At 71.9% G+C, this 20,117-nt stretch carries 18 protein-coding genes; 14 read left to right on the plus strand and 4 right to left on the minus strand.

Features of this window, described 5'->3' with window-relative positions; translation table 11 throughout:
* Window positions 1-6: 6 nt before the first annotated feature.
* Window positions 7-828 carry an SDR family oxidoreductase gene (locus ACIA6A_RS30265; RefSeq protein ID WP_396101340.1) on the plus strand — a complete coding sequence of 274 codons (822 nt, stop codon included), beginning with the start codon at window positions 7-9 and terminating at the stop codon, window positions 826-828.
* On the opposite strand, the gene ACIA6A_RS30270 is transcribed toward ACIA6A_RS30265, so the two are convergent.
* Window positions 825-1,700 carry a dioxygenase gene (locus ACIA6A_RS30270; RefSeq protein WP_396101341.1) on the minus strand — a complete coding sequence of 292 codons (876 nt, stop codon included), beginning with the start codon at window positions 1,698-1,700 and terminating at the stop codon, window positions 825-827. The two genes, ACIA6A_RS30265 and ACIA6A_RS30270, sit on opposite strands and share 4 nt — an antisense overlap.
* Before the next feature lie 29 nt (window positions 1,701-1,729).
* On the opposite strand from ACIA6A_RS30270, the gene ACIA6A_RS30275 reads away from it, so the two are divergent.
* From ACIA6A_RS30275 to ACIA6A_RS30300, 6 genes are read left to right on the plus strand one after another with little or no spacing between them, the layout of a single operon-like run.
* On the plus strand, window positions 1,730-1,855 hold the full coding sequence (locus ACIA6A_RS30275) for a hypothetical protein (RefSeq protein WP_396101342.1): 126 nt from the start codon (window positions 1,730-1,732) through the stop codon (window positions 1,853-1,855).
* Between the two features lie 17 nt (window positions 1,856-1,872).
* Entirely contained in the window at window positions 1,873-2,874 is a 1,002-nt protein-coding gene (locus tag ACIA6A_RS30280) for a magnesium transporter CorA family protein (protein WP_396101343.1), read from the plus strand.
* A gap of 46 nt (window positions 2,875-2,920) precedes the next feature.
* Window positions 2,921-5,932, plus strand: a complete 3,012-nt coding sequence (locus ACIA6A_RS30285; RefSeq protein ID WP_396101344.1) for an FtsX-like permease family protein — start codon at window positions 2,921-2,923, stop codon at window positions 5,930-5,932.
* Complete coding sequence (locus ACIA6A_RS30290; RefSeq protein WP_396101345.1) at window positions 5,929-8,946, plus strand: hypothetical protein; 3,018 nt, start codon at window positions 5,929-5,931, stop codon at window positions 8,944-8,946. Before ACIA6A_RS30285 ends, ACIA6A_RS30290 begins: the two co-directional genes overlap by 4 nt.
* The gene (locus tag ACIA6A_RS30295) at window positions 8,943-9,593 is read left to right on the plus strand and encodes an ABC transporter ATP-binding protein (RefSeq protein WP_396101346.1); all 651 of its coding nucleotides are present in this window, start codon (window positions 8,943-8,945) and stop codon (window positions 9,591-9,593) included. The genes ACIA6A_RS30290 and ACIA6A_RS30295 overlap by 4 nt, the downstream gene beginning before the upstream one ends.
* Window positions 9,594-9,607: 14 nt before the next feature.
* Window positions 9,608-10,069 (plus strand): OsmC family protein, encoded by a 462-nt coding sequence (locus ACIA6A_RS30300; protein WP_396101347.1) that lies wholly within the window; start codon window positions 9,608-9,610, stop codon window positions 10,067-10,069.
* Between the two features lie 76 nt (window positions 10,070-10,145).
* On the opposite strand, the gene ACIA6A_RS30305 is transcribed toward ACIA6A_RS30300, so the two are convergent.
* Window positions 10,146-10,982, minus strand: coding sequence for an NAD(P)H-binding protein (locus tag ACIA6A_RS30305; RefSeq protein ID WP_396101348.1), 837 nt, complete (start codon window positions 10,980-10,982; stop codon window positions 10,146-10,148).
* A gap of 83 nt (window positions 10,983-11,065) precedes the next feature.
* On the opposite strand from ACIA6A_RS30305, the gene ACIA6A_RS30310 reads away from it, so the two are divergent.
* Window positions 11,066-11,227 (plus strand): hypothetical protein, encoded by a 162-nt coding sequence (locus ACIA6A_RS30310; protein ID WP_396101349.1) that lies wholly within the window; start codon window positions 11,066-11,068, stop codon window positions 11,225-11,227.
* 7 nt (window positions 11,228-11,234) lie between these two features.
* Here the strand turns inward: ACIA6A_RS30310 and ACIA6A_RS30315 are convergent, their stop codons facing one another.
* Window positions 11,235-13,034 (minus strand): beta-galactosidase family protein, encoded by a 1,800-nt coding sequence (locus ACIA6A_RS30315; protein WP_396101350.1) that lies wholly within the window; start codon window positions 13,032-13,034, stop codon window positions 11,235-11,237.
* A gap of 116 nt (window positions 13,035-13,150) precedes the next feature.
* Here ACIA6A_RS30315 and ACIA6A_RS30320 point away from each other — a divergent pair, with 116 nt between their 5' ends.
* Window positions 13,151-14,128 carry a LacI family DNA-binding transcriptional regulator gene (locus ACIA6A_RS30320; protein ID WP_396101351.1) on the plus strand — a complete coding sequence of 326 codons (978 nt, stop codon included), beginning with the start codon at window positions 13,151-13,153 and terminating at the stop codon, window positions 14,126-14,128.
* Window positions 14,129-14,234: 106 nt separating this feature from the next.
* Complete coding sequence (locus ACIA6A_RS30325; protein ID WP_396101352.1) at window positions 14,235-15,101, plus strand: extracellular solute-binding protein; 867 nt, start codon at window positions 14,235-14,237, stop codon at window positions 15,099-15,101.
* On the opposite strand, the gene ACIA6A_RS30330 is transcribed toward ACIA6A_RS30325, so the two are convergent.
* A complete protein-coding gene (locus ACIA6A_RS30330) occupies window positions 15,064-15,906 on the minus strand; it encodes an ABC transporter ATP-binding protein (RefSeq protein WP_396101353.1) in 843 nt (280 codons plus the stop codon). The genes ACIA6A_RS30325 and ACIA6A_RS30330 overlap by 38 nt on opposite strands.
* Window positions 15,907-16,005: 99 nt before the next feature.
* On the opposite strand from ACIA6A_RS30330, the gene ACIA6A_RS30335 reads away from it, so the two are divergent.
* The 4 genes from ACIA6A_RS30335 to ACIA6A_RS30350 all read left to right on the plus strand — a co-directional run bounded on the left by ACIA6A_RS30335 (window position 16,006) and on the right by ACIA6A_RS30350 (window position 20,091).
* Window positions 16,006-16,944 carry a ribose-phosphate diphosphokinase gene (locus tag ACIA6A_RS30335; RefSeq protein WP_396101354.1) on the plus strand — a complete coding sequence of 313 codons (939 nt, stop codon included), beginning with the start codon at window positions 16,006-16,008 and terminating at the stop codon, window positions 16,942-16,944.
* A gap of 477 nt (window positions 16,945-17,421) precedes the next feature.
* The gene (locus ACIA6A_RS30340) at window positions 17,422-17,763 is read left to right on the plus strand and encodes a hypothetical protein (protein ID WP_396101527.1); all 342 of its coding nucleotides are present in this window, start codon (window positions 17,422-17,424) and stop codon (window positions 17,761-17,763) included.
* Between the two features lie 17 nt (window positions 17,764-17,780).
* Window positions 17,781-18,194 carry a hypothetical protein gene (locus ACIA6A_RS30345; protein WP_396101356.1) on the plus strand — a complete coding sequence of 138 codons (414 nt, stop codon included), beginning with the start codon at window positions 17,781-17,783 and terminating at the stop codon, window positions 18,192-18,194.
* A gap of 13 nt (window positions 18,195-18,207) precedes the next feature.
* Window positions 18,208-20,091 carry a hypothetical protein gene (locus ACIA6A_RS30350; protein ID WP_396101357.1) on the plus strand — a complete coding sequence of 628 codons (1,884 nt, stop codon included), beginning with the start codon at window positions 18,208-18,210 and terminating at the stop codon, window positions 20,089-20,091.
* Window positions 20,092-20,117 lie beyond the last annotated feature (26 nt).

A 20,117-nucleotide genomic window follows, 5' to 3' on the forward strand; every position in this document is an offset into this window, starting at 1 on the left:
CTGCAGATGGCCAGGACCTGGTTCATCACCGGCACCTCGCGCGGTTTCGGCCGCGAGTGGGCCATCGCCGCCCTCGACCGGGGCGACCGGGTCGCCGCGACCGCGCGCGACACCGCGTCCCTCGACGACCTCACCGCGACGTACGGTGACGCGATCCTGCCGATCGCACTCGACGTGACCGACCGCGACGCCGTGTATGCCGCGGTCGCCCGGGCGAACGAGCACTTCGGGCGCCTCGACGTGGTCGTCAACAACGCCGGCTACGGCCAGTTCGGCATGATCGAGGAGATCAGCGAGGCGGAGGCCCGGGCCCAGTTCGAGACCAATGTGTTCGGCGCGCTCTGGGTCACCCAGGCGGCCCTGCCGTTCCTGCGTGACGCGGGCGGCGGCAACGTCATCCAGGTGTCGTCGATCGGCGGCATCTCGGCGTTCCCGAACATCGGCATCTACAACGCCTCGAAGTGGGCCCTCGAGGGTTTCAGTCAGTCCCTCGCCGCTGAGGTCAGCGGGTTCGGCATCAAGGTCACGCTGGTCGAGCCGGGCGGGTTCAGCACCGACTGGGGTGGTTCCTCGGCGCAGCACGCGACCGCGCTCCCGGCGTACGAGAAGGCTCGTGAGAAGGCCGCGGCGGGCCGGGCCGCGCGGGTCAGCACCCCGGGTGACCCGGTCGCGACCCGGTCGGCGATCTTGAAGGTCGTCGACGCGCAGGAGCCGCCGCTGCGCGTGTTCTTCGGCGACGGCCCGCTCGCGATCGCCACGGCCGACTACGAGTCCCGCCTCGCCGAGTGGCGCACGTGGGAGCCCGTGTCGATCGAGGCCCAGGGTTAGCCGATCGTCTGGAACGACCGCTTGGAGAAGCCCAGCATGTAGCCCTCGATCGCGGTCCTGACCGGCCCCGACGGGTCGGCCGACGCGCCGAGGGTGACGAACAGCGGGGTGTAATGGTCGGGCGTCGGATGTGCGTAGGGCATGCCCGGCGCCCGGTCCTGATAGGCGGCCAGTTCGTCGACGTCGCCGCGGGCGAGCGCGTCCGCGGCCCACGCGTCGAACTCCGACGACCAGGCGGGGATCTCGCCGTGCTGGACCATCGCGCGGGTGAGGAACGGCAGGCCGTGCACCATGAAGCCGGAGCCGATGACCAGCACGCCCTCCTCGCGCAGCGAGCGCAGCCGGGAACCGATGTCCATCAGCTTCGCCGGGTCGTGGGTGGGCATGCTCATCTGCAGCACCGGTACGTCGCCGAGCGGGTACATCGCCATCAGCGGCACCCACGCGCCGTGGTCGAGGCCGCGCCGCGGGTGCTGGTAGATCGGCTCGCCGTCGGGCATGGTCGCGGCGACCCGGCGGGCGAGACCGCTCGCGTCCGGCGTCGCGTACGTCATCTCGTAGTAGCGCCGGTCGAAGCCGCCGAAATCGTAGACCAGCGGGGTGTTCGCGGCCGACGCCGACAGCATCAGCGGGGCGGTCTCCCAGTGCGCGGAGACGATCAGGATGCTCGTGGGCTTCGGCAGCGACTGCGCCCACCCGGCGAGCTGCCGCAGCCAGGCCCCGTCGTCGAACAGCGGCGGGGCGCCGTGGCTGAGGTACATCGCCGGCATCGGCCCGTCCGCCGGCGTCCAGTCCCGCTGGGCCCGGGCGGCCCGCAGCGCCTCGGGCAGGAACGCGTCGTACGCGGCGGCGGGTGCGTGGGGAGAGCTCATAACTTCAAGCTTAAACCATCCAGCGGGGATTGACAGTCAGCTCGGTCGTGCTGGCGGTGCCCACGACCGCCGCCGCGCTCGCTCCCGCCGTCTCCCCGGGCGGCAACTTCACCCTGTCGGTCTGGTTCTACAGCCTGAGCGTCTCGCACAGCTGAGGCATAAGATCCGGGACGTGACGTCGCAGCTGAAGTGCTCCACCACCACCCGCCTCTACCAGGACGGCGTGGTGGTGGCGGAGGGATTCGGCACCGACCGGATCCCCGGACTGCTCGATGAGCACCACGACGCGGTGCTCTGGCTGGACCTGCTCGACCCCGAGATGGAGGACCTGCAGGCGATCGCGCCCATGTTCGGGCTGCACCCGCTGGCCGTCGAGGACGCGGTGCACGACCACCAGCGGCCCAAGCTCGACCGGTATTCCGGCCATCTCTTCATGAATGTGTACGCCGCGCACGTCACCACCGACGGCCCGTCGCCGCGGATGGACAAGGCGGAGATCAGCTCGTTCATCACGGACCGGGCGCTGATCACCGTACGCAAGACCGACGTCGATTTTGCCCCGGTGCTGAGGCGCTGGGACGCCGATCCGGAGCTGGCGAAGCACGGCGGGGTCGCGTTCCTCGCGTACGGCCTGCTCGACGTCGTGGTCGACGGCCAGTTCACCGCCGCCCGGGCGCTGGACGAGGCGATGGACAAGACCGAGGACGAGATCCTGGAGGAGGGCGGCGCCCCGCGCGGCGTCCGGATGTACGGCTTCGGCCTGCGCAAGGCCCTGGCCCACCTGCGCCGCTCGGTGTCGCCGATGCCCGGCCTGATCGCCGACCTGCTCCGGCTCGAGGACGGCATGGTCGACGACCGGCTCAAGCCGTACTACCGGGACGTGGACGACCACGCCCGCCGGGCCACCGAGACGCTCGACGGTGCCCGGGACCGGATCAACGGGCTGCTCGACGCCGACCTCAACGAGCAGAGCAACGCGCTCAACGACACCACCCGCAAACTCGCCGCGTGGGCCGCGATCATCGCCGTGCCGACCGCGCTCACCGGGTGGTTCGGGCAGAACGTCCCGTACTGGGGTTACGAGAAGGTTTCCGGCTTCGTGGCCAGCACGTTTCTGATCGTGGTCACCGGCGGCGGGCTGTATCTCTACCTGAAGCGGCGCGGTTGGTTGTGATCTCGCGTACCCTGCGCGGGGATCTTCGACCGGCGGGGGAGGCAGCATGCTCGGGTTGGTGCTCGGCGCGATCCGGGCCCGGGCGGGTCAGGCACTGACGGTTCTCGTGCTGACCGCCCTCGCGGCCGCCGTGGCGGTCGCCGGTCCCTGGTACGCCGTGGCCGCCGCGTCCCGGGCCGCGGCCTCCGATGTGGAACACGCCCCGGCCGCGCAGCGGGTGGTCTCCGTCCGGCAGCCCACCACCACCTCGGGCGAACCGCAGCGGGCCCTCGACGCGTTCGCGACCGAGGTGCGGCGGCTGCTGCCGGTGCCGGACCTGTCCCCGGTCCTCGGCATGAGCATCGCCGAGAACGTGCTCACCGGCTCCCGAGTCGTCCCGCTCGCGCTCGGCGCCCGCGACGGGCTCTGCGACCACCTCGCGCTGACCGGGCAGTGCCCGGCGCGCGCCGGCGAGATCCTGATCAGCCAGGAGGCGTCCCAGGTGCTGGGCGCCGGCCTCGGGTCGACGCTCGGCCTGGGCTCCCACGAGCTCAGCGACCCGATCCCGATGCGGATCGTCGGGTTGTACACGTTCACCGATCCGGCCGGCGCCTACTGGAGCAACAACCTGTTCCAGGCGGGCACCGGGCTCGACCCCGCGTTCACCACCGTCGCCACGTTCGCCGATCCGCAGTTCATCGAGCCGACCCTGACGTACGACGTCGAGGTGCCCGAAGCGCTGATCCGCGGTGACGGCGGGTACGACCTGGCCGGCGCGCTGCAATCGGCCGCCGACGTGTTCGACGACGCCGATCTGCGGCTGGTGGACCCGACCGGCAGGCTGCTGGAGACCGTCGCCGCCGACCGGGCGCTGGTCCGGGACGGCGTGCTGGTCGCGCTCGGGCAGGTGCTGGTGCTGAGCTGGTTCGCGATGGGGCTGGCCGGCCGCTACACCGGCCGGGACCGGCGCGGGGACGCCGCCCTGATGAAGTTGCGCGGTAGCACCCGGCGCCGGATGCTCGCTCTGGCGTTCGGCCAGCACCTGGTGCCGGTGCTGGCCGGCGCGGTGGCCGGTACGCCGCTCGGGATGCTCACCGGGTGGTGGCTGGCCGGTCCGGTCCGGTCCGGTGACGACCGGGTCCTGACCACGGTGTACTGCGCGGTGGCGGTGGCCGCTGTCCTGGTAGTGGGGCTGCTGGTCCTCGTCGCGGTCGAGATCGCGGTGCTGCGGCTGCCGGTCGCGGCCCTGCTGCGCCGGGTGTCCCCGGGCCGGCGTACCTGGCGTGCGGACCTGCTCGACCTGGTCCTGCTGGCCGTCGCGGTGGCGGCGATCTATCAGGCCCGTGCCGGAGACCCTGGCCGTGGTCTCGCGCTCGTGGCACCCGCCCTGGTCGCGCTCGCGGTGGCGCTGCTGCTGGCCCGGCTCCTGGGCCGGGTCGCCGACCGGGCCGGGGGGGCCGCACTGCGCACCGGGCGGCTGCGCCTCGGACTGACCGCCACCCGGATCTCCCGCCAGCCCGGCACCGACCGGGTCTTCGCCCTGGTCACCGTCGCGGTCGCGATCCTGGCCACCGCGGGCGGCACGTGGTGGGCGGGCCGTACCGCCCGGATCGAGCGCAGTGAGGTGGAGCTCGGCGCCGACCGGGTGCTGACCGTCGAGGCCGCGAACCGGACCGCGCTGATGAACGCGGTCCGGGCCGCCGACCCGGACGGCCGCTCGGCGATGGCGGTGGTGGCCAGACTCGACGTCGTACCGCCGCTGCTCGCGGTGGACAGTGCCCGGCTCGCCACGGTCGCGCACTGGCGTCCCGAGTACGGCGATCCGGCGCCGCTGCACGACGCGGTGTCCGCCCCGCTGCCCGGGCCGGTGCGGGTCGACGGTGACCGGCTGGCCCTGCGCGCCCGCAACGACGGCCCCGACCCGGTCCTGGTCACGGTGCTGCTGCAGAACGAGGGGACGGGCCACAACACCACCGCGGTGCTGGGACCGCTGCCCCGCGGCGAGCACGCCCTCACCGCCGCGGTGACCGGCTGCTCCGGGGACACCGCCGGGTGCCGGGTGGTGGGCTGGGATCTCGGCGCGGTGCCCACGTCACCGCGGGCCGCGACCGCCCCGCCGCTCGGGGCCCGGGTGACCGTGCGGGCACTCGACCAGCTCGGCCCGGACCGCCCGGTGCTGGACGCCGCGGCGCTCGGCGACGTCCGCCGGTGGCGCACCGACTTCGTCGGTGCCGCCGTGCAGGTGCAGGCCCGGTCCGGCGCCCTGGAACTGAGGATGGACCGCCCCGGCGCCGGCTCGTCGACCGTCGGCACCCGGGTGTACGCCGTGGACGCCACCCTGCCGCTGCCCGTCGTGCTGGCCGGGGAGGCGCCGACCGCCTGGCAGTTCGGCGACCCGTTGCTGTTCGCCGCCGGGCCGTCCGCGATCCCGGTACGCGCGGTGGGGATGGCCCCGGTGCTGCCCGTGCTCGGGCGCTCCGGACTGCTCACCGACCTCGACACCGCGCGCCGGATGGCCGCGGACAGCGATCCCGGGGGTGTTCTGCAGGTGTGGCTCACGAAGGACGCACCCGCCTCGGTGGTGCCCGCGCTGGAACAGGCCGGGCTCAGTGTCGTGCGTGACGAGACGGTGGCCCAGCACGCCGACCGCCTCGGCGAGCAGGGCACCGCCCAGGGTGACGCGTTCGCACTGCTCGCGGCGCTCGTCGGGGTGCTGCTGGCGGCCGCCGCCGTCGCGGTCGCCACGGCCGCCGACCGCGGGCCGCACCTCGACCAGCTCCGCGCGCTGCGGGTCCAGGGCCTGAGCGCACGGACGGCCCGGACCATCGGGTACGCGGCCGGCACCGCCCTCGTGCTCACCGCCGTGCTCGCCGGGCTGGTCGCGGCCGAGGTGGCCGATCCGGTCGCCGGCCGGGTCACCACCGCCTTCACCGACGCCTGGGCCGACATACCGCCACCGGTGCCGCTGAGTCCGGTCGCGGCGGCCGCCGCCGGTCTCGTCGCCGTGCTCCTGCTCACCCTCGCGGCCCGGCTCCCGCTGCGCCGCCTCGGACGCGAACTGCGGGGAGACCGCCGATGATCGGGCTCGTCCTCGCCATGGTGTGGCGCCGCCGCGGTCAGGCGGCGGCCCTCGCGCTGCTCGCCCTGCTTGCGGTCACCGCCGCGGTGGCCGCCCCCGCGTACCTGCGCTCCGCCGACCGGGCGGTGGCCGCCGGGCAGGCCGCGAGCGCCACCACCGGGGAACGCTCGGTCTCCCTGATCAAGACCGAGGACGACCGCGTCAGCGCGGGTTCCGGTGGTGCGGACAACCTCAGCTTCACCTCGATCGGCCCGGCCCTGCTCGCTCTGCCCGGCTTCACCGACGTCTATTCGGCGGAGTTCCCGACCGTGGGCATCGAGCCGGACGACCACTACCGCACCCGCCTGGTGTACCGCCAGGACTTCTGCCCGCACCTGACGATGGTCACCGGGCGGTGCGCGGTGAGCGTCGGTGAGGTGGTGCTCGGCGAGCTGACCGCGAAGCGGCTGAAGGTGGCCGCGGGGGACCGGATCACCCTGTCGTACGCCAAGTTCAGCCCGAACCCGTCGACCCCGGTCTACTTCGCCGACGGGGAGCAGCGGTCGCTCACCGTCGCCGGGACCTACACCGTGCCCGACCCGTCGGCGCGGTACTGGGGGACGCACGGCTACTTCGCCGCCGACCCCGGTGACCGGCCCGGTGAACCGGTCTTCGTCGCGTACGCGACGCTCACCGGGATGGACCACGGCAGCACCCTGAAGTCGGTGGACAGCACCGCCGGCCCGAACGCGCTGGACGTCGACAACCTCGAGGCGGTCCGCACCTCGCTCGCCGAGCTGAAGGCGCTCACCGTCAAGCTCGGCACCTCCGTCACCGTCCGTACCGAGCTGCCGAACCTGTTCGCCCGGGTCGACTCGGGCCGCGCGGCCGCCCGGCTCATCGTGCCCGTCATCGCCGTACCGCTGGTGGTGCTCTCCTGTTTTGTCATCTTCCTGGCCGCCGGTTATGGAGCGGAGGCCCGGCGTCCGGAGCTGGCGGTGGTCGCGCTGCGCGGCGTGCGCTGGTGGGAACGCTGGCTGCTGGCCACCGGCGAGAACCTGCTCGCGATCCTGGCCGGTGCGATCGTCGGCTGCCTGACCGGTCAGCTGCTGGTCAACACGATGGCGGCGGTGCTGTTCCCCGGCGTCGGCGCCGCGGCCGGCTTCGACTCGCTGCGTTACGCGCCGTTCGCCGCCCTGGCCGCCCTGCTGGCCGCGCTGCTCGCCCAGCGCCGCGAACTCTTCGCCCCGGTCGCCGGTCTGCTGCGCCGGGTGCCGGGGACCCGCCGCCGCCCTCCGGTCCTGGAGATCGCGGCGGTGCTGCTGGCCGTCGTCACCGGCCTGCAACTGAGCGCCTCCGGCGACCCGGCCGGCGCCGGCCTGTTCGCCCCGGCGCTGATCGTCTTCGCGGTCGCGCTCGTCGTCGCGCGCGCGGTGCTGCCGGTGGTGACCCGGCTTTCCGCGGCGGCCCTGCGGCGCGGGCACCTCGGGCCCGCGCTGGCCGGCCTGCGCCTGTCGCGCCGCCCCGGGGCCGCCGGGCTCTGCGCGCTGCTGGTCGGCGCGGTGGGCGTGGCGACGTACGCGGCCTGCGCGGTCGATTCGGGCACCCAGGACCGGGCGGTCGCCGCCGGGCTCGGCACCGGAGCCGCCCGGGTCCTCGAGGTCGAGTCGTCCACCCCCGGACAGCTGCTGGCGGCCACCCGCGCGGTCGACCCCGAGGGCCGGTTCGCGATGGCGGTCACCCGCACCCCGGGCAACGCCACCGGTGAGAACCCCGGCCTGGCGGTCGACAGCACCCGGCTGGCCGAGGTCGCGATCTGGCCCGCCGGAGCCGGCCCGACCGCCCAGGAGGTGGCCACCGCGCTGCGGCCGCCGGCCCCCGACCCGATCCTGATCACCGGGCGGGACCTCAGTGTCGAGACCCGGGCCAGTGGCACCCGCACCACCGCCCCGTTGTTCCTGACGGTCGCGCTCACGTCGGTCACCGGCCGCGGATCGGTCCGGGTCTCGCTGGGCGAGGTCGGTTACGGATCCTCCTCGTACGCGCAACGCGTGCCGATCTGCGCCGACACGTGCCGCGTCGACGGCTTCCAGTTCACCTCGATCTCCAACAACATCGACGTTCAGGGCCACGTGGTGGTTACCCGGTTGGGCAGCATCAACCCCCGGGTCGACGCCGTACCGGCCGAGCAGCTCGCCGACCCGGCCCGCTGGCGGCTGCCCCGTTTCGGCACGCTCGCCGCGGAACGCGACGGTCTCGGCATCGACCTCCGGGCCCCGAACGGGCTCGGCGACACCGGTGCCTGGCTCCAGCCGGTCGACTCCCCGTCGCCGCTCCCGGTCGTCGCCGCCGGCCCGAACCGGACCTCGTTCACCGGCCTCGACGGCCGAGCGACCGACGCGACCCTGGTGGCGGAACTGCCGGCGGTGCCCCGGCTCGGGATCCGGGCCTCCCTGATCGACCTGGAGTACGCCGACCGGCTGGCCACCCAGTCGTCCCCGGCCAGCAACCCGGAGATCTGGCTCTCCGACGCCGCCCCGGCCGACGTGCTCGACCGGGTCGCCGCCCAGGGCCTGGTCGTCACCGGCGACATCCGCGCCGGCCAGGTCCACGACCAGCTCGACAAGCAGGGCGCGGGACTGGCCCTGTGGTTCTACGTGCTGGCCGGCTGCCTGGCGATCGCGCTGGCCGCCGGGGCGCTGGTGCTGTCCGCCGCCGTCGACAGCGGCCGCCGTGCGGAGGACCTGACCGCCCTGCGCGACCAGGGCCTCGACCGGCGCTCGGCGGGGCAGGCGGCGCTCTGGGCGTACCCGATGCTGGTGGCGCTGTCCGTCCTGGCCGGAACCGGCACCGGTCTCGCGGGTTACGCCCTGACCGGCTGGACCCTGCCGCTGGCCGGCCTGGACCCGCCCCCGCTGCCGCTGCCGCTCTGGCCCCGCCCCGGGGTGATCGCCCTCGTCGCCGCGGCGGTGCTGGTGGTCCTGGTCGGCGTTTCCCTGCTGACCAGCCGCAACCCCGGAAAGGACAACCGATGAGAACGCTGACGGTCGAAGCCGCGGACCTCGCCTACCGCGACGGGGTCCCGGTGCTGAACGACGTCACCGTCGAGGCCCGCCCGGGCGAACTGCTCGCGATCACCGGCACGTCCGGAGCGGGCAAGACCACCCTGCTGGCGGCGATGGCCGGGCTGCTGCGCCCGGCGGCCGGCCGGATCCTGGTCGACGGCGGCGACCTGCGCGACCGCGACCACGGCGTCACCCTCGGCGTCGTGCTCATCCCCCAGGACAACGGTCTCGCCGCCATCCTCACCGCCGAGGAGAACATCACCGTGGCGATGATCGCGACCGGCCGCACACCTCCGGAAGCCCGCCGCGGCACCACCGAGGCACTGGAGAAGGTCGGCCTGGCCACCCAGGGCGGCCAGCTGATCGAGGAACTGTCCGGCGGCCAGCAGCAACGCACGGCCATCGCCCGGGGCCTCGCCCTGCACGGCGACATCCTGCTCGCCGACGAGGTGACCAGCGAACTCGACGCGGCCAACCGCCAGCGCGTGATCGACCTGCTCCGGGCCGAGGCCACCCGGGGAGCGGCGGTCGTCTTCGCCACCCACGACCCGGAGGCGGCCGCCCTCTGCGACCACGAACTCCACCTCGCCGAGGGCGCGGCGGTGCAGGTCCGCTGAACTACGGTGGGACCGTGGAGAAACTCGCGCATCATGCCCGCCTGGAATGGGACGGCTCGACCGGGGACGGCTACCGGGTCTACCCCCGGGAGCACACCGCGACCGCCCCACCGGCCCAGGCGTCGTTGCGGCTCAGCGCCGACCCCCACTTCCGCGGCGACGGATCGTTGCTCAACCCGGAACAGCTCGTCGTGCTCGCGGCCAGCTCCTGCCAGATGCTGTCCTTCCTGGCACTGGCCGCCCGCAAACACGTGACGGTGACCCGTTACACCGACGACGCGACGGGATACCTCAGCGAGGATCTCCGCAAGGCCTCCATCGAGCTGATCGAACTGCGCCCCACCATCCACGTGGCCCAGGGCACCGACGAAGCCTTCATCCACGATCTGGTCGAGCAGGGCCACGAGGAGTGCTACATAGCCAACTCCCTGCGCTCCACCATCACGATCACCCCCACCATTGTCGTGGCACCCTGACCGGCGCGGGCCGCTCCAACTGGGGATGCCGGCACGGGCGGCCTGGTTCGTAGCGCCACCCGCTTCCCGGGGTGGGTCAGGCGGCGGTGAAAGCGGTGCGGTGGTCCTGGGCCCACTGGTGCAGGGTGCGGCCGGGGTGGCCGGTCAGGGCGGCGAAGCCGGGGCGGACCGGGTCGGGGGTGGTGACCGTTTCTGACCAGTAGGCGAGCAGCATGCTGATGATGTCCTCGGGGATGTAGCGGGCCGTTTCGGCCCGGAACTCGTCCGGGGTGATCTCCTGCAGCTCGATCTCGCGGCCGATCGCGGCGCTGATCGCAGCGACCTGCTCGATGCGGGTGAGGGACTGCGGGCCGGTCAGTGGGTAGATGCGGGCCCGGTGACCGTCCTGGGTGAGGGTCACCGCCGCGGCGTCGGCGATGTCCGCCTCGTGGATGGGGGGCTGCGCCGACTGGATGTACGGGGCTCGGACCGGGCCGCCGGACCTGATGGGCCACGCCCACGACAGCAGGTTGCCGGCGAACGTGCCCGGGCGCAGGATCGTCCAGTTGTCCGTGCGGGAGGTCACGGACCGCTCGATGGCCAGGTGGTGGCGGTAGCTGGACGAGGCGACCTCCCGGGGGAGTTCACCGGCCGCTGCCAGGGACGACAGCACCACGAAGCGTTGTACCCCCGCGGCGACCGCGGCCGTCATCAGGTCGTCGACGCCGTTCTCGAAGGGGAAGACGAACATCCGGTCGACGCCGTCGAACATCTCGGCCCCGGGCGCGTCCGTCGGCACCACCTCGACCCCTGTGGACAGTGCCGCTTCCTGCGGTTTGCGGCTTGTCGCGCGTACCCGAACGCCCTCGGTTGTCAGAACCTCGACCAGGTTGCGGCCGATCGGACCGGTCGCACCGGTCACCAGAATCGTCATGCCCCGAAAGCTAGGGGCGATTCAGGCTGCATTCTGTCCGCAATTCGGCGGAGGCCGAAGTATTTCGGATCTAGCGTGACGGGATGCGGGATATCGAGGTCGTGCTGGCGGATGTGCCGGGGGCGCTGGGGGAATTCGGGCGGGTGCTCGGGGACGCCGGGGTGAACATCTGGACGCAGTACAGCGACCATGACGGCCGGCTGATCCTGGTTGTCGACCCGCTCACAGCGAGACCGCCGGCGTGATTCTCCGTCAGTCGAATTCCTCGATGTACTCCTCGTGCGGGCCGAGTTCGCTCTGATCGCGGAGCTCCAGGGTCGCTCCGGGTTCGGCCAGTTCCAGGACGATGATCTCGTTCGCGCCGGCGTGCAGCAGCGGTGCCGGGCAGTACAGCGTGAGTTGCGGGCCGATCGACCAGTAGCGGCCGAGCAGGAAACCGTTGACCCACACCATGCCGCGGCCCGAGCCCGGCAGCGCGAGGAACGTGTCGGCCGGTTCGCCGACGTGCACGGTGGCCGACGCGAAGCCGGGGGAGGTGTCGGCCGGGCCCGCGCCGAGTGCCGCCGACAGCTCCTCGTGGGCCCAGTCCTGCAGTGCGATCGGCCGGCTCTGCCAGCCCTGCACGGTGCGGCGGTCGACGAGGACCGGGCCGAGAACACCTTTGTGGCCGCCGATCGCCGGGCCGTAGTTGATCCGGCCCAGGTTCTCGACCAGCAGGTCCAGGCGGATCGGGGCACCGGTGCCGCGCAGCGTGAGCGTGGGTTGGTCCGGCGTCACGACGCCGAGGGGCACGCCGTCGGCGAAGACCAGGGCGCGGTCGCGGACGTCGGTCACGGTCAGCGTGTGGTCGCCGTCCGGGATCCTGGGGTACGCCGTGAGCAGCACCATCCCCGCGTCCAGTCCCAGTTTCTCGAACGTGGCCGGCCGGGGTGCCGTCGTGACCGGTGCGGGCACGGCGGTGAGTCCGGCGAGCAGCCCCGAGCGGCGCACCAGCGGGACCGTGGCGGGGGGCAGCACCGGCAGCCGGGCGGGGGACCGGATCGCGGCTGGTGCGCCCAGCACCGTACGCATCGCATGGAATTTGGGGGTGAGGCTGCCGTCCTCGGCGATGGGTGCGTCGGAGTCGTAGCTGGTGATGGTCGGCTGGAGGCGGCCTTCCTGCTCGTTGGCGCCGGCCCACAGGCCGAAGTTGGTGCCGCCGTGCGCCATGTAGATGCTGACGCTGCCGCCGTCCTCGATGATGCCGCTGAGCGTGCGGACCGCGCTGTCGACGCCGCGGACGTGTTGTTTCTCGCCCCAGTGGTCGAACCAGCCGTTCCAGAACTCGGCGACGACGAACGGTTCGCCGGGGCGGCGGCCGGCGAGCAGGCGGCGGGCGGCGCCGGGCTTGGAGCCGAGTGTCGCGGCGGTGAGCGTGCCGGGCAGCGTGCCGCCGTCGAGCATCAGGTCGGTCGGGCCGTCGGCGGTGAACAGCAGCTCCCGGATGCCGCGCGCGGTGAGCGCCTCGTGGTTCCAGCGCACGTACGCGTGGTCGTCGCCGAAGCTGCCGAACTCGTTCTCCACCTGGACCGCCACGACCGGGCCGCCTCTGCCGGCCTGCAGTCCCGCGACGCGGGGGATGAGCTCGTCGAACCAGCGGCCGACCGCCGAGGTGAACGCCGGGTCGGAGCTGCGCAGCGCGACGTCGCGCCCGGTGAGCCAGCTCGGCAGGCCGCCGTTCGACCATTCCGCGCAGATGTACGGGCCGGGCCGCACGATCACGTCGAGGCCCTCGTCGCCCGCGGTCCGCAGGAACTCCTCGAGGTCGTACCAGCCGTCGAAGCGCGGGGCGCGGTCCTCGCGGGGCTGGTGGAAGTTCCACGGCACGTACGTGTCCAGCGTGTTGAGGCCCAGGTCGGTCAACCGCCGGATCCGGTCCCGCCACAGGTCCGGGTGCACGCGGAAGTAGTGCAGCGAGCCCGACAGGATCTGGTGCGGGACGCCGTGCCGGTAGAGGCGGCGGTCACGCCAGGACAGGGCGGTGGCGGGAACCGTTGCGGGCAGATCGATCACGGCGCGAGCCTATGTTATCGATGCCATGCTTAACAACGACGGTATGCTTCGCGGCTCAACCGCCGGAAAGGAACTCCATGACCGAGGCCGTCGCGCGTCCCATGAGGCAGCCGAGCATGGCTGACGTGGCACGCGCCGCCGGGGTTTCGGCGCAGACCGTCTCCCGCGCGTTACGGGACTCGCCCAACGTGAACCCGGAGACGAAACGGCGCGTGCTGGACGCCGTCGAGCAGCTCGGGTACCGGCTGAACAACGCCGCCCGGGTGCTCTCGTCGGGGCGCAGTTACACGCTCGGCCTGGTCCTGCTGCAGTCCGGTGGCTACTACTCGCGCTCCGCGGTCACCGCCGGCGTCGAGGCGGCCGCCGGCCAGGCCGGGTACGCGGTGAGCATCGCGACGATCGCCGGGCTCGACACCGGCCTGATGGAACGCGCCCTGTCCAAGCTCGCCGACCAGGGTGTCGACGGTGTCGTCATCGCGGTCCCGCTGATCTCCGTCACGCAGAAGATGGAGGACATCACCCGCGACATCCCGACCGTCACGCTCGACGGCTCACGGACGGCCGGGGCCCGGGTGCTGGGGATAGACCAGCGCGACGCGGGCCGGATCGCCACCCGGCACCTGCTCGACCTGGGGCACCGCCAGATCTGGCACGTCGCCGGGCCGGACGAGTGGATCGAGGCGAGACAGCGCCGGGAGGGCTGGCAGGAGACGCTCGAGGCGGCCGGGATCGAGGCGCCGCCGCCGCTCGAGGGCGACTGGTCACCCGGCTCCGGTTACCGCCAGGGCCAGATCATCGCGATGATCCCGGACATCACCGCGGTGTTCGCGGCCAGCGACGAGATGGCGTTCGGGGTGATCCGCGCGCTGCGGGAGCGCGGCCGGTCGGTGCCCGGCGACGTGTCCATCGTGAGCGTGGACGACATCGAGCTGGCCGCCTACTGCTCGCCGCCGCTCACCACCGTGCGCCAGGATTTCTACCAGTCGGGTACGGGCGCCGTGGCGTTGCTGCTCGACCCGGACGGCGCGAGCGCCTCCGTAGTGCCGGCGTCACTGTCCGTACGGTCATCGACCGCGCCGCCGCGCTCTGTCTGAGCTGGACCGATATCTCTTCGGTCTCACCTCTTGCGCTGTCATGTTATCGATGCCACCGTAACAATCCACCGGCGCGACCGGACCATCCCCGGAAGGACTTTGACGCATGAGAAGAAGACTCGTCCTGGCGGGTGCCGCGGTCACGGCGCTCGGACTCCTCGCCGGTTGCGGCGGCAGCGGCGGTGACGCGGACTCCGGCACGACGCTGAACGTCGCGGCGCTCGAGGGTGGCTACGGCCGCGACATGTACACCGAGGTCATCGCCGCGTACCAGGCGAAGAACCCCGGTGTGGAGGTGAACCTGCAGATCTCGAAGAGCATCGAGGACGAGATCAGCCCGAACATGAAGGCCGGGAAGTTCCCCGACGTCGTCGTGCTCGGCCAGGGCCGCAAGGCCGCGCTCACCGAGACGCTGATCAAGGACAAGGCGCTGGAGAACCTCACCCCGGTGCTGTCCACCAAGGTCCCCGGCGAGGACCGGACCGTCGCCGACAAGCTCACCGAGGGGATCGTGGGCAACCTCATGCCGATGTACTACTCGCCGACCGGGCTGTTCTACAACAAGGGCCTGTTCGCCGAGAAGGGCTTCACCGTCCCGGCCACCTGGGACGACATGTTCGCGCTCGGCGACAAGGCCAAGGCGCAGGGCATCGCGCTGTTCACCTACCCCGTCCAACCCGCGGGTGCGGACGTTCGAGCTCCAGCGCTGGGACGCCCCGACCGGTGCGTGGGTCACGTTCGCGACCGGCACCGACGGCATCGGCCACGACAGGTCCGTGACCGGGTTCGGCAGCATCACCACCACGAAGCTGCGGGTGGCGCTGACCGGTCAGATCGCCACGGAGGTCTACACCCCGTCGCTCACCGAGATCGGCGTGTACAACTCCTGAGAGCCGGGGGTGGGGCGACCGCCGGGCCGTGCCACCCCTTCCCGCTCACGCTGCTACGTCGGTGCCGCCGGGGACCAGGGTGACCGTGCCGTTCTCGTGGTCGACGGTGAACAGGGTGCCCGGCGGGAAGCTGCCGAGGACCTCGGGCGGCAGCTGGACGGTGCCGTCCCCGGCGACCACGGCGAAGTCCTGGCCGTCACGGCCCTCGGCGCCGACGCGGCCGTCGCGGATCGTCACCGCCCGGCCCAGCCGGGCGCCGACCTCGTTGTCGTGGGTGACCACCACGATGGTCGTCTGCCGTTCCCGGTTGACCGTCTCCATCGCCTCGAGCACCTCGTCGCGCCCGGCCGTGTCCAGCCGGCTCGTCGGTTCGTCGACCAGGAGCAGGCCCGGGCCGGCGGCGATGCCCACGGCCAGGGCGGCGCGCTGCCGGCCGCCCGGGGTCAGCTCCGACAGACGGGCCCGGCCCGCGCCGGGCAGGCCCACCAGGTCGAGGATCCGGTCCGGGTCGTCCAGCTTGATACCCCGGGTCTTGGAAGCACGGCGTTGCGCCAGCCAGATATTGCGATGCAGGGACGCGTACGGGAGAAGGTTGCGCGCCGCTCCCTGCAACACCACCCCGATCTCGGTGCCGCGCAGGCGGGACACCTCGGCGTCGGAGAGCTTGCCCATGTCGTACGTGCCGATGTTGATCCGTCCGGCCGACGGCCGCATCATTCCGGCGAGCAGCGAGATCAACGTGGATTTGCCCGAGCCCGACGGCCCGACCAGGGCGAGCGTCTCACCCGGCGCGATCGACAGGTCGACGCCGGCCAGGGCGACCACGTCGCCGGCCTCCGCACGGTAGATGTGAACCACCCGCCGGCAAGCCACCGCAAGACCGTTCATGGGCACAAGGTAGCGGAGCAGGCCTCGCTTGGGCAGTCCAAGGTCGAGCAGGACGAGGTCGCCCATAAGTGTCCGGCCGGGTATGTCTAGGGTGAGCCCGTGCGTGACATCGCCGTGTTCACCGGTAACGCCCATCCCCAACTGGCCGCGGAGATCTGCGAGCACCTCGGTGTGCCGCTGCTGCCGACCAAGACGTCGCGGTTCGCCAACGACTGCATAGAGGTGCAGTTGCAGGGCAACTGCCGGGAGCGGGACGTGTTCCTCATCCAGCCGCTGGTCCCCCCGGTCCAGGAGAACCTCGTCGAGCTGCTCTTCATGCTCGACGCCGCGCGGGGGGCGTCGGCCGGGCGGATCACGGTGGTGCTGCCGCACTACGCGTACGCCCGCAGTGACAAGAAGGATGCCCCGCGGATCTCCATCGGGGGCCGGCTGGTCGCCGACCTGCTGCAGACCGCCGGCGCGAACCGGATCCTCGCGATGACGCTGCACTCCCCGCAGGTGCACGGCTTCTTCAGCGTGCCGGTCGACCATCTGCACGCGTTGCGGGAGCTGGCACACCACTTCCGCGGGTACGACCTGAGCAACACCGTCGTCGTGTCCCCGGACCTCGGCAACGCCAAGGAGGCGGCGGCGTTCGCCCGGATGCTCGACATCGAGGTCGCGGCTGGGGCCAAGCAGCGTTACGCCGACGACAAGGTCGTGATCAGCTCGGTGATCGGCGAGGTGGCCGACCGGGACGTGATCATTCTGGACGACGAGATCGCCAAGGGCAGCACGGTGTTCGAGCTGCTCGAACGGTTGCGGGAGCGGCACGTCCGCAGCATCCGGGTGGCCTGCACGCACGGTTTGTTCGCCTCGGACGCGGTCAAGCGGCTCTCCGCGGAGAAGGACATCGAGGAAATCGTGTGCACCAACACAGTGCCGATTCCGATGGCCGGGCGGACGGACAAGCTGACCGTGCTCTCGGTGGCCCCGGCGCTGGCCGAGGCGATGCGCCGGATCCATAACGGCGAATCGGTCAGTGCGCTCTTCTCCTGATCATCGGGGACACGCTGCGTATATCGCCTGATCCGAATTGTTCTCACTCTTTGTGATCGGCCCGCATCTTTTCCCAAAATTTGTTACTCAGCGTTGACAGGCATGCCCGGGGGATGATTACCTTCAGTACGCATCGGGACGGGCTGTGACCCCTTCCCGGTGCCCTCCTCCACGGCCTCGGGCATCCCGGATCTTGCCCGCCGTGGCACCGGCCGGCCCCCGCCTGCGTCGATTCGCACCCTGGGCTTGAGCCGTTTGTCCATCCCCCGGTCGGTGGACCGATTAACCTATGTTCAGGTTGATCTCCAGAGGTATGCGGGCAGCGCTGTGCTGATCGGCGCAGACCTGTGCGACGCTTGCCGTCGCAAGATCCGGGATCGCTCCAGCCCGAAACACCGCAGGTCACAGCGCGCGGGCCGGGGCCATGAGCAAATCGGAGGACACGTGGCAAACATCGAACTTTCTCTCAAGGAAGCGATGGCCATCGATGGCGCCATCGGCGTCGCGCTGGTCGACTACACCAGCGGACTGACCCTGGGTGTCCTGGGCGGTGGACCGACCATGGACATGAACGTGGCCGCCGCGGGCAACACCGACGTGGTCCGCGCCAAGGTGCGCACCATGGAGATGCTCGGCCTGTCCGACTCGATCGAGGACATCCTCATCACGCTGGACACCCAGTACCACCTGATCCGCCTGCTCAAGTCCTCCCGCTCCGGTGACGCGTTCTTCCTGTACCTGGCGCTGAACAAGAGCCGGGCCAACCTCGGTCTGGCGCGCCACCAGCTGCGCAAGATCGAGGGCGACCTCGAGGTATGACGTCGGCAACACGAAGCATGTCGGAGGTGGTCACCACCGCGGTGGCCGACTTCCGCGCGCTCGTCCCGGACTGTGTGGCAGCGGGCCTGGTCGACATGTCGACCGGCATGATGCTCGCGGTCGACACCCTCGACAACTACCCCGGTGAGCTGCTCGACCTGCTCGCCGCGGCCACGTTCGACCTGTTCCAGGGGCGCAACGTGACGATGATCGAGGATCTGTTCAAAGCCCGGCGTGGAGTCACCACGGACCGGCACTACTTCCAGGAGATCGTGGTCAACAGCGACAACCTCGTCCACCTGTTCCTGCGTAGCCAGCAGAACCAGGACTTCGTGGCCGTGATCGTCTGCCGACGCGAAACAAAAATGGGCATGGTGTTCGCGCAGGCGCGCATCGTGATGAAGCAGCTGGAAAGCGGCTTCGCCGGCTGACCGCGGAGGCTTCATGAGCTTGGACGAGGCGCTGCGGATACCCGGCGCGTACGCGGTGGCGGTCATCGCCGCGGACGGGCCGGCGCTGACGTGGTGGGGGCGCACCCCCACCGAACAAGAAGCACAGGCGGCGGCCGGCGTCGGCCGGGCGGCGGCCGACCTGGTCCGCCTGAGCGACACCGACACCCTCGACGATGTCCTGGTGACCAGCGCGCAGGCCTTCCACGTCCTGCGCCTGGTCCCCGGCGACGACGGCGGCGAACGGGTCGCCCACCTCATGCTGCGCCGGGCGGGCGCCAACCTCGCCATGGCCAGGCACGATTTCCGGAGGCTGACCGCCAAATACACCGGCCGCCGTACGGCGTTGGCGCTCCCCGCCACGGCCGCGGAGGTCCCGGACCAGCGAGCCACCGTCCCGGCCAGAACAATGGCGACAACAACCGTGGCCACCCCTGCCGCGGCGGCAACCCACGTCGCCGCCCCTGCCGCGGCGGCAACCCCCGTCGCCGCCCCTGCCGCGGCGGCAACCCCCGTCGCCGCCCAGGAAACCCTGGCCCTCCCGCCCGCGGAGCCGAAAGCCCTGTCCGCCTCGGCCGCCCAGCCGGCGCCACCCACCTCGGTGGCACCCCCGGCCGAAACGCCGATCCACGCCGATGTGGCGCTTCAGGACGATGTCGCACCGCCGGCCCACACCGCACCGCCCGCCCATACCGCACCGCCCGAGCCGCTCGCGCTGCCGGAAGGTGCTGAGCCGGCACCGGATGCCAGGCTGGGTGCCGGGCCGGGCGCCGGGCGGGACGCTGAGCCGGAACCGCGCGGCGGACCGGAACCACAGGCTGGTTCGGCGGCGGGCACCGGACCGGACGCCGTGGTTGCCGAGGCGCCGGTGGTGGCCAAGGCTACGGTCGCGGTCCCTGACCTGATTGTGGACGCGGAACTGGTCGCCGAGCCGGAAATCGAGGCCGGGCCGGCGACCGAGGCCAGGCCGGGCGTCGATGCCGGATCGACCTTTGATGCCGGGCCGACGTTTGATGCCGGGCCGACCTTTGATGCCGGGCCGACCCTCGATGGTGGGCCTCGGATGGTTCTGGAGCCTGACCCGTTCCTGGATGCTGAGGTAGTGCCACGCACCGAGGCGGATTCCCCGGCTGAATTCGGCTCACGGGCTGAGTTCGGCTCGCCCACCGAGGCTGGCTCGCCCACCGAGGCTGGCTCGCCCACCGAGGCTGGCTCGCTCACAGAAGCTGGCTCGCCCGCAGAAGCTGGCTCTGCTGCTGAGTTCGGCTTGCCCGCGGAGGCTGGCTTGCCCGCGGAGGCTGGCTTGCCCGCGGAGGCTGGCTTGCCCGCGGAGGCTGGCCTGCCCGCGGAGCCTTCGGGGGCCGGGGTGGACAAATGGGACAGGCTTCCTGCGACGGCGGCCACATCCGGGGCTGTCGAGAGCTGGGATGTCGGGTGGCCTGAGGTCGACTCTGACATCTTTGCCCGGCCGGGGCCCGCGGGTGGGGCGGCGGTCGATGCCGGCGCTGCCGAGGCTTCCGGGATCGGGGCTGACCTGCGGATCGATTCTGCTCTCGGGGCCGCTCCGGAGCCGGGGGCCGGGGTGGGTGACGGCGTGGGTAGCATGCTGGAAACCGGGCCGGCTGCGGGTGCCGGGGCGGGGGCCTTCGAAGATGAGGGCGGTCCAGGGGTCGACGGGGCGCCCGATCCGGAGCAGGATGCCCGGGTAGAGCCGGAGAAGCCGATCCTTCCCCGCCGCTCGCCCGGGACGGACAATTTGCCCGCGGCCGCAGTGACCGCCAAGGCCACGCCTGACGCGTGGCTGGATCTGCTCGGCCAGCCGTTCCTCAATGATGAGGTGGTGCTCGAGCGCGTCCTCGGCTCGCTCAAGCGCCTGTAACACCACCCCCCGAATGTAAGCGCGCT

It is taken from the genome of Actinoplanes sp. NPDC051494 (assembly GCF_044454705.1).
Classification (GTDB): domain Bacteria; phylum Actinomycetota; class Actinomycetes; order Mycobacteriales; family Micromonosporaceae; genus Actinoplanes.

What these genes read in the sequence shown, in the direction of transcription:
- ACIA6A_RS30265 (WP_396101340.1), top strand. Translation starts at nt 7, where the DNA reads ATGGCCAGGACCTGGTTCATCACCGGCACCTCGCGCGGTTTCGGCCGC.
- ACIA6A_RS30270 (WP_396101341.1), bottom strand. Translation starts at nt 1,700, where the DNA reads ATGAGCTCTCCCCACGCACCCGCCGCCGCGTACGACGCGTTCCTGCCC.
- ACIA6A_RS30285 (WP_396101344.1), top strand. Translation starts at nt 2,921, where the DNA reads ATGCTCGGGTTGGTGCTCGGCGCGATCCGGGCCCGGGCGGGTCAGGCA.
- ACIA6A_RS30290 (WP_396101345.1), top strand. Translation starts at nt 5,929, where the DNA reads ATGATCGGGCTCGTCCTCGCCATGGTGTGGCGCCGCCGCGGTCAGGCG.
- ACIA6A_RS30295 (WP_396101346.1), top strand. Translation starts at nt 8,943, where the DNA reads ATGAGAACGCTGACGGTCGAAGCCGCGGACCTCGCCTACCGCGACGGG.
- ACIA6A_RS30305 (WP_396101348.1), bottom strand. Translation starts at nt 10,982, where the DNA reads ATGACGATTCTGGTGACCGGTGCGACCGGTCCGATCGGCCGCAACCTG.
- ACIA6A_RS30310 (WP_396101349.1), top strand. Translation starts at nt 11,066, where the DNA reads ATGCGGGATATCGAGGTCGTGCTGGCGGATGTGCCGGGGGCGCTGGGG.
- ACIA6A_RS30320 (WP_396101351.1), top strand. Translation starts at nt 13,151, where the DNA reads ATGGCTGACGTGGCACGCGCCGCCGGGGTTTCGGCGCAGACCGTCTCC.
- ACIA6A_RS30325 (WP_396101352.1), top strand. Translation starts at nt 14,235, where the DNA reads ATGAGAAGAAGACTCGTCCTGGCGGGTGCCGCGGTCACGGCGCTCGGA.
- ACIA6A_RS30330 (WP_396101353.1), bottom strand. Translation starts at nt 15,906, where the DNA reads ATGAACGGTCTTGCGGTGGCTTGCCGGCGGGTGGTTCACATCTACCGT.
- ACIA6A_RS30340 (WP_396101527.1), top strand. Translation starts at nt 17,422, where the DNA reads ATGGCCATCGATGGCGCCATCGGCGTCGCGCTGGTCGACTACACCAGC.
- ACIA6A_RS30345 (WP_396101356.1), top strand. Translation starts at nt 17,781, where the DNA reads ATGTCGGAGGTGGTCACCACCGCGGTGGCCGACTTCCGCGCGCTCGTC.
- ACIA6A_RS30350 (WP_396101357.1), top strand. Translation starts at nt 18,208, where the DNA reads ATGAGCTTGGACGAGGCGCTGCGGATACCCGGCGCGTACGCGGTGGCG.